The sequence below is a fragment of the Streptomyces sp. DS1-CR2 genome (genome assembly GCF_055760475.1).
The window spans coordinates 2,072,994-2,086,111 of sequence record NZ_CM147085.1 but is presented as its reverse complement, the minus strand read 5'-3'; the positions used below and the strand labels follow the sequence as shown (position 1 = coordinate 2,086,111).

At 68.7% G+C, this 13,118-nt stretch carries 13 protein-coding genes; 9 read left to right on the top strand and 4 right to left on the bottom strand.

What is annotated here, in order from left to right:
- Positions 1-16 precede the first annotated feature (16 nt).
- The gene (locus tag ACY0PA_RS10385; protein ID WP_018535046.1) at positions 17-688 is read right to left on the bottom strand and encodes a response regulator; all 672 of its coding nucleotides are present in this window, start codon (positions 686-688) and stop codon (positions 17-19) included.
- A 38-nt stretch (positions 689-726) separates the two neighbouring features.
- Positions 727-1,584 carry a RecB family exonuclease gene (locus ACY0PA_RS10380; protein WP_473084357.1) on the bottom strand — a complete coding sequence of 286 codons (858 nt, stop codon included), beginning with the start codon at positions 1,582-1,584 and terminating at the stop codon, positions 727-729.
- Between the two features lie 206 nt (positions 1,585-1,790).
- Between ACY0PA_RS10380 and ACY0PA_RS10375 the strand changes: the two genes are divergently transcribed.
- The 3 genes from ACY0PA_RS10375 (at position 1,791) to ACY0PA_RS10365 (ending at position 5,078) form a co-directional block, all read left to right on the top strand.
- On the top strand, positions 1,791-3,314 hold the full coding sequence (locus ACY0PA_RS10375; RefSeq protein WP_473084356.1) for a site-2 protease family protein: 1,524 nt from the start codon (positions 1,791-1,793) through the stop codon (positions 3,312-3,314).
- 61 nt (positions 3,315-3,375) lie between these two features.
- Complete coding sequence (locus ACY0PA_RS10370) at positions 3,376-4,281, top strand: tRNA (adenine-N1)-methyltransferase (protein ID WP_473084355.1); 906 nt, start codon at positions 3,376-3,378, stop codon at positions 4,279-4,281.
- Between the two features lie 218 nt (positions 4,282-4,499).
- Positions 4,500-5,078 carry a hypothetical protein gene (locus ACY0PA_RS10365; RefSeq protein ID WP_473084354.1) on the top strand — a complete coding sequence of 193 codons (579 nt, stop codon included), beginning with the start codon at positions 4,500-4,502 and terminating at the stop codon, positions 5,076-5,078.
- Positions 5,079-5,199: 121 nt separating this feature from the next.
- Here ACY0PA_RS10365 and ACY0PA_RS10360 read toward each other — a convergent pair whose 3' ends face one another.
- Positions 5,200-5,514 (bottom strand): ferredoxin, encoded by a 315-nt coding sequence (locus ACY0PA_RS10360; protein WP_473084353.1) that lies wholly within the window; start codon positions 5,512-5,514, stop codon positions 5,200-5,202.
- A 254-nt stretch (positions 5,515-5,768) separates the two neighbouring features.
- On the opposite strand from ACY0PA_RS10360, the gene arc reads away from it, so the two are divergent.
- The 6 genes from arc (at position 5,769) to prcA (ending at position 11,931) form a co-directional block, all read left to right on the top strand.
- Entirely contained in the window at positions 5,769-7,535 is a 1,767-nt protein-coding gene (arc, locus tag ACY0PA_RS10355) for a proteasome ATPase (RefSeq protein ID WP_100597121.1), read from the top strand.
- Positions 7,536-7,813: 278 nt separating this feature from the next.
- Complete coding sequence (dop, locus tag ACY0PA_RS10350) at positions 7,814-9,325, top strand: depupylase/deamidase Dop (RefSeq protein ID WP_473084352.1); 1,512 nt, start codon at positions 7,814-7,816, stop codon at positions 9,323-9,325.
- Between the two features lie 120 nt (positions 9,326-9,445).
- Positions 9,446-9,664 (top strand): ubiquitin-like protein Pup, encoded by a 219-nt coding sequence (locus tag ACY0PA_RS10345; protein ID WP_011027899.1) that lies wholly within the window; start codon positions 9,446-9,448, stop codon positions 9,662-9,664.
- Positions 9,665-9,686: 22 nt separating this feature from the next.
- Positions 9,687-10,295, top strand: a complete 609-nt coding sequence (locus ACY0PA_RS10340; RefSeq protein ID WP_473086283.1) for an endonuclease VII domain-containing protein — start codon at positions 9,687-9,689, stop codon at positions 10,293-10,295.
- Positions 10,247-11,089, top strand: coding sequence for a proteasome subunit beta (gene prcB / locus ACY0PA_RS10335; RefSeq protein ID WP_473084351.1), 843 nt, complete (start codon positions 10,247-10,249; stop codon positions 11,087-11,089). The genes ACY0PA_RS10340 and prcB overlap by 49 nt, the downstream gene beginning before the upstream one ends.
- An 83-nt stretch (positions 11,090-11,172) precedes the next feature.
- Positions 11,173-11,931, top strand: a complete 759-nt coding sequence (gene prcA, locus ACY0PA_RS10330; protein WP_473084350.1) for a proteasome subunit alpha — start codon at positions 11,173-11,175, stop codon at positions 11,929-11,931.
- 66 nt (positions 11,932-11,997) lie between these two features.
- Here the strand turns inward: prcA and ACY0PA_RS10325 are convergent, their stop codons facing one another.
- Positions 11,998-13,032: a LacI family DNA-binding transcriptional regulator gene (locus ACY0PA_RS10325; RefSeq protein WP_473084349.1), complete on the bottom strand. Its 1,035-nt coding sequence runs from the start codon at positions 13,030-13,032 to the stop codon at positions 11,998-12,000.
- Positions 13,033-13,118 lie beyond the last annotated feature (86 nt).

The window sequence follows — 13,118 nt, the reverse complement described above, 5'->3', positions numbered from 1 at the left end:
TCAGCTGTTGCCGTTCCTACTGGGCGCCGGGACGCACCAGACCGCTCTCGTACGCGTACACCGCCGCCTGCACGCGGTCGCGCAGCCCCAACTTCGTCAGCACATGGCCGACATGGGTCTTCACCGTCGTCTCACTGACGAACAGATCCGCCGCGATCTCCGCGTTCGACAGGCCGCGGGCCACGAGCTTGAGGACCTCGACCTCACGCTCGGTCAGCGTGTGCAGGGTGTCGGGCACCGGCTCGTCGCCGGACGGCAGATGGTCCGCGTACTTGTCGAGCAGCCGCCGCGTGATGCTCGGCGCGAGCATCGCCTCGCCCGCCGCGACCACCCGGATCGCCTGCACCAGCTCATTGGCCGGAGCGTCCTTCAACAGGAAGCCACTGGCGCCGGCACGCAGCGCCTCCACCACGTACTCATCGAGGTCGAACGTCGTCAGGACGAGCACCTTCGCCGGACCGTCCCGGCCGGGGCCGGTGATCTGCCGGGTCGCCTCGACACCGTCCATCCGCGGCATACGGATGTCCATCAACACCACATCGGGCTGCAGGGCACGGACCTGGTCGAGCGCCTGCAGGCCGTCTCCGGCCTCGCCGACGACCGCGATGTCCTGCTCGGCCTCCAGAATCATCCGGAACCCGGTACGGAGCAGCGGCTGGTCGTCGACCAGTAGGACGCGGATCGCCACGTAACTCTCCTTAGGTAGTCCGGGCCCATTCTGCCCTGCTAGCTGCCCTGCGACCCGGGCACCCCGATCTGAAGCGGATACGGCGGGGGAGTCCCGCCGAACTCCGGGCAAACCGCCTGATGGTCGCACCAACCGCACAGCTTCGTCGGGCGCGGCCGCCACTCGCCCGTCTCCGTCGCCAGCTGGATCGCCTCCCACAGCGCGTGCAGCTTGCGCTCCACCCGCTCCAGGTCCGCCACCACCGGGTCGTACGTCAGCACATCACCGCTGCCCAGATAGACCAGCTGGAGCCGCCGCGGCACGACCCCCTTCAGGCGCCACACCACCAGCGCGTAGAACTTCATCTGGAAGAGCGCGCCCTCCGCGTACTCGGGGCGCGGGGCCTTGCCCGTCTTGTAGTCGACGATCCGGACCTCGCCCGTCGGCGCCACGTCGACCCGGTCGATGATGCCGCGCAGCTTCAGGCCCGAGTCCAGCTGGGCCTCGACGAACAGCTCCCGCTCGGCGGGCTCCAGACGCGTCGGGTCCTCCAGCGTGAACCAGCGCTCGACGAGCTGCTCGGCCTCGCCCAGCCAGCGCGCCATCCGCTCGCCCTCGCCGTCGTCCGCGAACAGCTCGGCCAGCTCCGGCTTCACCTCACGCAGCCGGTCCCACTGGCCGGGAATGAGCGACTTGGCCCGCGGGGCCGTCCGCTCGCCCGCGGGCGCGTCGAACAGTCTCTCCAGCACAGCGTGCACCAGCGTGCCGCGCGTCGCCGCCTCGCTCGGCTTCTCGGGCAGCTTGTCGATCACCCGGAACCGGTAGAGCAACGGGCACTGCATGAAGTCGCTCGCGCGCGACGGCGAGAGCGACGCAGGGCGAGCGGCCGCGGCGGCCCCTTCGGTGCTGGTTTCCATGACGACAGACCTTACGGGCAGCCACTGACAGTCAGGTACGAACGCGTCACGGGCGTCCTGGCAAGCGGGGCCCTGTGGCACCGCGGGGGAGTCGACGAGGACCGCGCCACCCCGGACGCATACCATCGACGGCAGACCCCCTCGCCCTGCATGATCGTGCAACGGCAGGAGCGAGGGATTTCTATCGAGGGGACCGAGGGATCACCGTGGACGACAGCGGCCGGCCGCAGCCCGGCAGCGGCACGACGGACGACCACCAGGCCGCCCGCCCCGGCCCCACACCCCCCGTACCCCCAACGCCCGCGAACGGCGCGGCCCGAGCGAACTCCGTGCCGCACGCGCCCCGGGATCCGCAAGAGCCCCCGCACACGGAACACCCCGACCACGACGCCCCGGCCGACGACGAGGACGCCACCCCGGCCGACCAGAGCGAGACCTCCGACAACGCGCCTGACACTGCCCCCGGCCCGAACCCGTTCACCAAGCCCGCCTCCGACGACGACGACACGCGCCCCGCCGACCCCGAGCCCCCGCCCCGCACCCCCGCGACAAGCGGCCGCCGCCCCACCAAGGCACCCGAGCCCCGAGGCGGGCTGCTCATGGGCCGCCCCTTCGGCGTCCCCGTCTACGTCGCGCCCAGCTGGTTCCTCGTCGCCGCCCTCATCACCTGGGTCTTCGGCGGCCAGCTCGACCACGTCCTGCCCGAACTCGGCGCCGCCCGCTACCTCGTCTCCCTCTTCTTCGCGGTCGCGTTCTACGCCTCCGTACTCGTCCACGAACTCGCGCACACCGTCGTCGCGCTCCGCTTCAAACTGCCGGTACGCCGCATCCAGCTGCAGTTCTTCGGCGGCGTGTCCGAGATCGAGAAGGAGTCCGAGACGCCGGGACGCGAGTTCGTGCTCGCCTTCGTCGGACCGCTGCTCTCCCTCGTCCTGGCCGGCGTCTTCTACCTCGGCATGCTCGCCGTGGAACCCGGCACCGTGCCCGGCGTCCTGCTCGCGGGACTGATGATCTCCAACCTCATCGTCGCCGCGTTCAACCTGCTGCCCGGCCTGCCCCTCGACGGCGGCCGCATGCTCCGCGCCATCGTCTGGAAGATCACCGGCAAGCCCATGAGCGGCACCGTCGCCGCCGCCTGGGTCGGCCGCGCCCTCGCCGTCACCGTCCTCATCGGACTGCCCCTGCTCACCCAGTCCGGCTCCCTCGGCGAAGGCGCCGCGGACGTCAGCGGCATGGACACCGTCACCGACGCCCTGCTCGCCGCCATCCTCGCCGCGATCATCTGGACCGGCGCCGGCAACAGCCTCCGCATGGCCCGACTGCGCGAACACCTCCCGGAACTGCGCGCCCGCACCCTTACCCGCCGTGCCGTCCCCGTGGAGAGCGCCACCCCTCTCTCCGAGGCCCTGCGCCGCGCCAACGAAGCGGGCGCCCGCGCCCTCGTCATCGTCGACGCCGACGGAGAACCCAGGTCCCTCGTCCGCGAGGCCGCCATCGTCGGCGTACCGGAACACCGCCGCCCCTGGGTCGCGGTCAGCGGCCTCGCCCAGGACCTCACCGACGGCATGCGCATCTCCGCGGAACTCGCCGGCGAGGAGCTCCTCGACACCCTCCGCGCCACCCCCGCCACCGAGTACCTCGTCGTCGAGGAGAGCGGCGCCATCTACGGCGTCCTGTCCGCTGCCGACGTGGAGCGCGCCTTCGTCAAGGCCATGGCCCGCCCCTCCTGACCCGGCCCGCACCCCAGCGCCCCTGGTCCGCGGGCCCCCCGCGGACCGGTAGGCTGGTCACATGTCCGAACCGACCGGTGCCGCCCGCCGACGCGGGCCCTTCAAGGTCGGGGACCAGGTACAGCTGACCGACCCCAAGGGCCGCCACTACACGTTCACGCTCGAGGCCGGGAAGAACTTCCACACCCACAAGGGTTCCTTCCCGCACGACGAACTGATCGGCGCTCCCGAGGGCAGCGTTGTCCGCACCACCGGAAACGTCGCCTACCTCGCGCTGCGCCCCCTGCTCCCCGACTACGTCCTGTCCATGCCCCGCGGCGCCGCCGTGGTCTACCCCAAGGACGCGGGGCAGATCCTGGCCTTCGCCGACATCTTCCCCGGCGCACGCGTCGTCGAGGCAGGCGTCGGCTCCGGCTCGCTGAGCAGCTTCCTGCTGCGCGCCATCGGCGATCAGGGCATGCTGCACTCCTACGAGCGCCGCGAGGACTTCGCCGAGATCGCCACGCAGAACGTGGAGCGCTACTTCGGCGGCTCCCACCCCGCGTGGCAGCTCACCGTCGGGGACCTCCAGGACAACCTGAGCGACTCCGACGTGGACCGCGTCATCCTCGACATGCTCGCCCCCTGGGAGTGCCTCGAGGTCGTCTCCAAGGCCCTCGTCCCCGGCGGCATCCTCTGCTGCTACGTCGCCACCACCACCCAGCTCGCGCGGACCGTCGAGTCCATCCGCGAGATCGGCTGCTTCAACGAGCCGACGTCCTGGGAGTCGATGATCCGTAACTGGCACGTCGAGGGCCTGGCCGTCCGCCCGGACCACCGCATGATCGGCCACACCGGCTTCCTCCTCACCGCCCGCCGCCTCGCGGACGGCGTCGAGCCGCCCATGCGCCGCCGCCGCCCCGCCAAGGGCGCCTACGGCGAGGACTACTCAGGTCCGAACGCGGACGGCGGCAACGCCGGACGCTGACCCGGGCATCCGGCACAACGCAAAGGCGCCGCCGCCGAGTTCCCGCACACCCGCGGAACTCGGCGGCGGCGCCCGTTCGTTGAGGAGCGGCGCGCACGATACGGCAAGGACACGTAAGGAAGCTGAGAATCAGCGGACCCTGACGTTCCCCCGCACTGTGAGGTATGGCACGATGCTGGCCACCCCCACCGGCACAGCCCTCACAGGAGACACTCCTAGTGCAGCACCCCGCCGTCCCGGAACTGGCGCACACCACCACCCGCCCCATCCACTGGGTCGCGACCGCCGCGGCCGTATCGGCCGTCGTCTCGGTCTCCTCGTTCCTGCAGCCCGGCGCGGCCACCGCGGCCCAGCCGGCAACACAGTCCGTCGGCACCAGAACCACCGCCGCGCCGCCCGACCCGGCCGCCGTCCACTTCCCGCTCGAGTGCGGCCCCGCCAAGATCCTCGTGGCGAAGAAGGCCACCGGGGACCTCGACGGTGACGGCAGGCCGGAAACCGTCGCCGTGGTCCGCTGCGACGCCGGCTCCGGCACCCCGCCCAACGGCGTCTACGTCCTCACCCAGCCCCACGAGGCCAACGCCGAACCGCGCATCGTCGCCACCCTCGTCGACCCGAAGGACCGACTCACCGCCGACGACGTAGCGGTACGCGACAAGGCCGTCACCGCCACGCTCCTCGGCTACTCCAGCGCCGCCGTCCCCAGTTGCTGCCCCGACACCCAGGACAAGGCCAAGTGGCAGTGGAAGGGCGACGCGTTCATGCGTTCCACTCCCGCGGAGGCCCGCAGCATCTGACGCGCACCACACGAAGGGGCCCGTGCCCGCCGGGAACGGCGGCACGAGCCCCTTTCGTTGGCCTTTCCCTACGTCTTCGTTGGCCTTTCCCTACCTCGAGTGACGCCCAGGAACCCCACGGTCACTCCGCGTCAGGACCGTAGACCTCCACCCTGTCCGAAACGCGACGTACATGAATACAGTCGCCCGGGCACTCCTTCGCGGAGTCCACGACGTCGTTCAACAGCGGCAGCGGCACCGGGGTGGTGGCCCCCTGCGCCTGCAACAGCTCGTCCTGCGCGCCCTTCACATAGGCCAGTCCGTCGATGTCCAGCTCGAAGACCTCCGGCGCGTACTGCGCGCAGATCCCGTCGCCGGTGCAGAGGTCCTGGTCGATCCACACCTCAAGGGCGACACCGCTGTCGATGCCGGATCCGGCCTCCTGCTGCACGCTCATATCTCCTGCCGTTTCCTGCCTCGAACCGCCCCGCGTACCAGCAAGTCGGGCCAGCTCCGACGGGTGTTGAACACTTCGACCCTACAACCGCCCGCTTTCCGATGTTGTTGGGTGGGTATTCCCCTGGCGTGAGGGAGAGCGCAAGGGTGAAGATCGGACACACCCCCTTCGTCTTTGTGATCTAGGGGTTTCAATCGACACCCACCCAGGTAGGGTCTGGAAGCGTCCAGCTCCCCTTGGAGGAGGTGAGGACCGTGGCAGCCCACGACGACGACATGAACCGCGGCATCCGCCCGGGAAGAGGGTCCGACGACCCCGCCGGTCAGATTGCCTATCTTGAGCAGGAGATCGCCGTCCTGCGACGCAAGCTCGCCGACTCTCCGCGTCATACGAGGATTCTCGAAGAGCGGATCGTCGAGCTGCAGACCAACCTGGCCGGCGTGTCCGCACAGAACGAGCGGCTCGCCAACACGCTCAGGGAGGCCCGCGACCAGATCGTGGCCCTCAAGGAGGAAGTCGACCGGCTCGCACAGCCGCCGGCCGGCTTCGGAGTCTTCCTCGTGGCGAACGAGGACGGTACCGCCGACATCTTCACCGGCGGCCGCAAGCTCCGGGTGAACGTGAGCCCCAGCGTGGAGCTCGAAGAGCTCAGGCGCGGCCAGGAAGTGATGCTCAACGAAGCGCTCAACGTGGTCGAGGCCATGGAGTACGAGAGCGTCGGCGACATCGTCACCCTCAAGGAGATCCTCGAGGACGGCGAGCGCGCCCTGGTGGTGGGGCACACCGATGAAGAACGCGTGGTCCGGCTCGCCGAACCACTCCTCGACATCAACATCCGCCCAGGCGACGCCCTCCTGCTCGAACCCCGATCCGGCTATGTCTACGAAGTCGTACCCAAGAGCGAAGTCGAAGAGCTCGTCCTCGAAGAGGTCCCGGACATCGGCTACGAGCAGATCGGCGGACTGGGCAACCAGATCGAACTGATCCGCGACGCGGTCGAGCTCCCCTACCTCTACCCGGACCTGTTCAAGGAGCACGAGCTGCGGCCGCCCAAGGGCGTCCTGCTCTACGGGCCTCCCGGCTGCGGCAAGACCCTGATCGCCAAGGCAGTGGCCAACTCCCTTGCCAAGAAGGTCGCGGAAGTGACCGGACAGGCCACGGGCAAGAGCTTCTTCCTCAACATCAAGGGTCCCGAACTGCTCAACAAGTACGTCGGCGAGACCGAGCGGCAGATCCGCCTCGTCTTCCAGCGTGCGCGTGAAAAGGCCAGCGAGGGCACACCCGTCATCGTCTTCTTCGACGAGATGGAGTCCCTCTTCCGCACCCGCGGATCCGGCGTCAGCTCGGACGTGGAGAACACCATCGTCCCCCAGCTGCTCGCCGAGATCGACGGCGTGGAGGGCCTGGAGAACGTGGTCGTGATCGGCGCCTCCAACCGTGAGGACATGATCGACCCCGCGATCCTGCGGCCCGGACGACTCGACGTGAAGATCAAGATCGAGCGCCCGGACGCCGAAGCGGCCAAGGACATCTTCGCCAAGTACCTGACCGCCCGCCTCCCGCTGCACTCCGACGACCTCGGAGAGCACGGCGGCGACCGCGCCAGCACGGTCCACGGAATGATCCAGACCGCCGTGGAGCAGATGTACGCGGAAAGCGAGGAGAACCGCTTCCTCGAGGTCACGTACGCCAACGGCGACAAGGAAGTCCTGTACTTCAAGGACTTCAACTCGGGCGCCATGATCGAGAACATCGTCGGACGCGCCAAGAAGGCAGCCATCAAGGCCTTCCTCGAACACAACCAGAAGGGCCTCAGGGTCTCCCACCTCCTCCAGGCCTGCGTGGACGAGTTCAAGGAGAACGAGGACCTGCCGAACACCACCAACCCGGACGACTGGGCTCGCATCTCCGGTAAGAAGGGCGAACGGATCGTTTACATCCGTACGCTCGTCACCGGAAAGCAGGGCGCGGACACCGGCCGCTCCATCGACACGGTGGCGAACACCGGTCAGTACCTGTAAAAGACAGGGCGGCTGCGGGTGCCTCTACCGGGTACCCGCAGCCGACTGTTTTCCAGGCAACAATTCCGGCCGACTTTCCGGTATCCCGGCAGCGGCCGACTCGCAGGCACAGCGACAGCAATGACGGTAATGATCTCCCCACCAGCGCATAGGCGTTCTAGGCTCTTCGGTACCGCCGAGTCGCGCAGCGCGGGGACGGGCACCGCACGCGCACTGGAGAACCAGCGGTACTTGAGCGCCGCCCCCGAACGGGGGCGCCGCCGGGCAAGGAGGGCCGCATGACCGTACGGCGAGTAATGGGCATCGAGACGGAGTACGGGATCTCCGTCCCCGGCCACCCCAACGCCAATGCCATGCTCACCTCATCCCAGATCGTCAACGCCTACGCGGCGGCGATGCACCGGGCGCGCCGCGCCCGCTGGGACTTCGAGGAGGAGAATCCGCTGCGCGACGCGCGAGGCTTCGACCTCGCCCGTGAGGTCGCCGACTCCAGCCAGCTCACCGACGAGGACATCGGCCTGGCCAATGTCATCCTCACCAACGGTGCCCGCCTGTACGTCGACCACGCACACCCCGAATACAGCGCCCCCGAAGTCACCAACCCGCGGGACGCCGTCCTGTGGGACAAGGCCGGCGAACGCATCATGGCCGAGGCCGCCGAGCGCGCCGCCCAGCTCCCCGGCGCCCAGCCGATCCACCTCTACAAAAACAACACCGACAACAAGGGCGCCTCCTACGGCACGCACGAGAACTACCTGATGAAGCGGGAGACCCCCTTCTCGGACATCGTGCGCCACCTGACGCCCTTCTTCGTCTCCCGCCAGGTCGTCACCGGTGCCGGCCGCGTCGGCATCGGCCAGGACGGCCACGAACACGGCTTCCAGCTCAGCCAGCGCGCCGACTACTTCGAGGTCGAGGTCGGCCTGGAGACGACGCTCAAGCGCCCCATCATCAACACCAGGGACGAGCCGCACGCCGACGCAGAGAAGTACCGCCGCCTGCACGTGATCATCGGCGACGCGAACCTCTCCGAGATCTCGACCTATCTCAAGCTCGGCACGACGGCCCTGGTCCTCTCCATGATCGAGGACGGCTTCATCGCCGTCGACCTGGCCGTGGACCAGCCCGTACGCACCCTCCACCAGGTCTCCCACGACCCCGGCCTGCAACACCTGGTCACCCTCCGCAGCGGCCGCACGCTCACCGCGGTGCAGCTCCAGATGGAGTACTTCGAACTGGCCAGGAAATACGTAGAAGAGCGCTACGGGGCGGACGCCGACGAACAGACCAAGGACGTCCTGACCCGCTGGGAGGACGTACTCGGCCGCCTGGAGACCGACCCGATGAGCCTGGCCGGAGAGCTCGACTGGGTCGCCAAGCGGCAGCTCATGGAGGGCTACCGCCGCCGCGACAACCTCGACTGGGACGCCGCCCGGCTCCACCTCGTCGACCTCCAGTACGCCGACGTGAGGCCCGAGAAGGGCCTGTACAACCGTCTCGCGACCCGCGGCCGGATGAAGCGGCTCCTGGACGACTCGGACGTCGAGAGGGCCCGTACGAAGCCGCCGGAGGACACCAGGGCATACTTCCGCGGGCGCTGCCTGGAGCAGTACGCGGACGACGTCGCCGCGGCCTCCTGGGACTCGGTGATCTTCGATCTCCCCGGCCGTGACTCCCTGCAGCGCGTCCCAACCCTCGAACCCCTTCGCGGAACGCGTAATCACGTGAAGGAGCTGCTCGACCGGTGCCGCACGGCCGAAGATCTGGTCCGGGTGCTGTCCGGAGGCTGAAAAGCCGGCGGCAGGGGAATCACATGGGTGGGCCTCGCACGTTGGACGAACTGCGGGGCCGATGTCGGACCCGGCTTGTAGGGTCTGATCAAGAACGTCGAACCGAGCGGGGTGAGGTAGATGGCGACCAAGGACACCGGCGGCGGACAGCAGAAGGCGACGCGTTCCACCGAGGAGGTCGAGGAGCAGGCGCAGGACGCGCAGGCTTCCGAGGACCTCAAGGAACGCCAGGAGAAGCTGAGCGACGACGTCGACTCGGTTCTTGACGAGATTGACGATGTACTCGAGGAGAACGCAGAGGACTTCGTTCGCTCCTTCGTTCAGAAGGGTGGAGAGTGACTTCACCTTCGAATCGAAGGAAATGGGGGCTTTGGGGTTGTCGGATGGCGAGAGTGTGAAGCGTTGCTCGCGGTGTCAGGAACACAAGCCGCGGGCAGCCTTCGCGAGCAACAAGGCGATGCGTGACGGGCTGCAGGCCTACTGCCGGGTGTGCGCGGCTGCGTACCACCAACAGCGCCAACTGGCTAAGGGGCGCAATGTTCGTCCCCGAGTGGAAGCGCCAGATGGCCACAAGTACTGCCGGACATGCGGCGAGATCAAGCCGCACAGCGAGTGGACCAAGAACCGCACGGCATCTGACGGGCTCGCGACGCTTTGCAAGACATGCAAGGCCGAGAAGGGGCGCGCCCACCACCTCAAGCGCAACTACAACCTCACCGAAGCCGAGCGTGACGAGATGATCGCCTCGCAGATGGGGATCTGCGTGATCTGCCTCAAGCGTCCGGCCGTACATGTTGATCACTGTCACGAGACGGGTAGGGTCCGTGGCGTACTGTGCTTCAACTGCAATTCGGCCATCGGCAAGTTGGGAGATGATCCCGACGTCATCCGTCGCGCCGCCGCCTACGTGGAAGGAATCGCGTGGAAGCCAACTCTCGTAGCACCGGGCGTCTACCAGCTGCCTTCCTGACGCCCGGGTCGTCGTCCTTCGTGGACTTTCTGGCCGTGCACCAGCCTGAAATCCTGCCCGGGAACCGCGCGTTGCCGGTGAAGGGTGCGATCGAGGCGCCGCACGGGACGACGATCGTGTCCGTCACGTTCCCCGGCGGTGTGGTCCTCGCCGGTGACCGCCGGGCCACCATGGGCAACATGATCGCTCAGCGCGACATCGAGAAGGTCTTTCCGGCGGACGAGTACTCGGCGGTGGGCATCGCCGGTACGGCCGGTCTGGCCGTGGAGATGGTGAAGCTCTTTCAGCTGGAGCTGGAGCACTTCGAGAAGGTGGAGGGCGCCCAGCTGTCGCTGGAGGGCAAGGCGAACCGGCTCTCGACCATGATCCGGTCGAACCTCGGCATGGCCATGCAGGGCCTGGCCGTGGTGCCGCTGTTCGCGGGGTACGACGTGGACCGCGGCAAGGGCCGCATCTTCTCGTACGACGTCACGGGCGGGCGGAGCGAGGAGCACGGGTACGCGTCGACGGGTTCCGGTTCGATTTTCGCGCGTGGGGCCATGAAGAAGCTCTACCGCGACGATCTGACGGAGTCGGAGGCGACGACGCTGGTCGTGCAGGCGCTCTACGACGCGGCGGACGACGACTCGGCGACGGGTGGTCCCGATGTGGCGCGCCGGATCTATCCGATCGTCACGGTGATCACGGACGACGGGTTCCGCAGGCTCACCGATGAGGAGGGTTCGGAGATCGCCCGTTCCATCCTGGAGCGCCGGCTGGAGCAGCCCGACGGCCCGCGGGCCGCGCTTCTCTGACCGGTGTGTATCCGTCATGCCCGAAGCGCCATTCGCCCGAGACTTGAGTCACTGAGTCACTGACAGAAAGGGACGGACAGCCGGTGTCGACGCCGTTCTATGTCTCACCCCAGCAGGCCATGGCCGACCGGGCGGAGTACGCCCGCAAGGGCATCGCCCGCGGTCGCAGCCTGGTTGTGCTGCAGTACGCCGATGGCATCGTGTTCGTCGGCGAGAACCCGTCCCGCGCGCTGCACAAGTTCAGCGAGATCTATGACCGGATCGGCTTCGCTGCCGCCGGTAAGTACAACGAGTACGAGAACCTGCGGATCGGCGGTGTGCGCTACGCCGACCTGCGGGGTTACACCTACGACCGTGACGATGTGACGGCGCGTGGTCTGGCGAATGTGTACGCGCAGACGCTGGGCACGATCTTCTCGAGCAGCGCCGAGAAGCCGTACGAGGTGGAGCTGGTGGTCGCCGAGGTCGGGTCGGAGCCCGAGGGTGATCAGATCTACCGCCTTCCGCACGACGGTTCGATCGTCGACGAGCACGGCTCGGTCGCGGTCGGGGGTAATGCGGAGCAGATCAGCACGTATCTGGATCAGCGTCACCGGGATGGGATGACTCTCGCGGAGGCGTTGAAGCTGGCGGTGCAGGCGCTGTCGCGGGACACCAATGGCAGTGAGCGGGAGATCCCCGCGGAGCGGCTCGAGGTGGCGGTTCTTGACCGCACGCGCCCGCAGCAGCGGAAGTTCAAGCGCATTGTGGGGCCGCAGTTGTCGCGGCTGCTCGAGGCCGGTGCGGCGACGTCCGCCGAGCCGGTGGAGAGCGGTGACGCGGAGTCCGAAGACGAAGAGTGAGCAGGGTTTCCTGCTGAGGTGTGGGGCGCCCCGATCGCAGTAGCGGTCGGGGCGCCGTTCGTTGTTTCAGCCGGGGGGCGCGGCTGTGGAGCCGCGGACGACCAACTCGACGGGGAGTGCGGTGGTTTGCGGGGCGCGGCCGTCCAGGACGGCGAGGAGCGCGGCCATGCCTCGCTCGCCGAAGAGCTCCGCGGGGAGCCGGACGGTGGTGAGTTCGGGTTCGACGGCGGTGGCGAGGGAGAGGTCGTCGAAGCCGGTGACGGAGAGGTCGTCGGGGATGTGCAGGCCCAGTCCGCGGGCGGCTTTGTAGGCGCCGGTGGCGAGTTTGTCGTCGTCGCAGACGATGGCGGTGGGGCGGGGGCCGGGTGCGGTGAGCGCGGTCTGTGCGGCGGTGCGGGCTGCTTCGACTGTCAGGTGTGAGTGCACGGTGCGGATGTGGGTTCCGGGGACGCGGGTGGTGCGGTCGGCGAGTTCGTGGGCGCGTACGTCGAAGGTCCAGGAGGGTACGGCGGAGGCGAGGTGCAGGAACCGGCGGTGGCCGAGGGTGAGCAGATGGTCCGTCACCTGGCGCATGCCGTCGGCGATGTCGAGGTTGACGGTGGCGGCTCCGGTGGCGGCCGTGTCGTCGGGGTCGCTGTCGAGCATGACGAGGGGGAGTCCGCCGCCGCGGATGGCGGTGACGGCGTCGGAGGCCATGGAGGAGGCGAGTACGCCGTCGAGGGCCGCGCGTGCGGAGTCGAAGGGGTCGGGGGCGGGGCCGATGCCTTCGGGGGAGGGGTAGAGCACGACGCCGAAGCCGTGCTCGGCTGCGACGCGGGCGGCGCCGGTGTAGACGCCGGCGAAGAACTCGTTGGTGAGGGCGGGGACCACGAGGAGGGCGGTGCGGGTGCGGCCGAGGCGCAGGTTGCGGGCGGCGAGGTTGGGGCGGTAGCCGAGGTCGCGGGCGGCGGCGCGGACGCGTTCGGCGGTGGTCTCGGCTACGCGGCCGCGCCATTTGTCGCCGAGCACGAGGGAGACGGCGGCCTGGGAGACTCCGGCGGCGCGGGCGACGTCGCGGCTGGTGGGGCGCGCGGGGGCCGTGTCGTCTGACCCGGTTGTCACTCATGCCTCCGTGGGGTGTGCGGCGGGGTCTTCGGGTGGACCCGTGGCCTGTGGACATGGTACGTATGACCCTCGAAGTTATACGT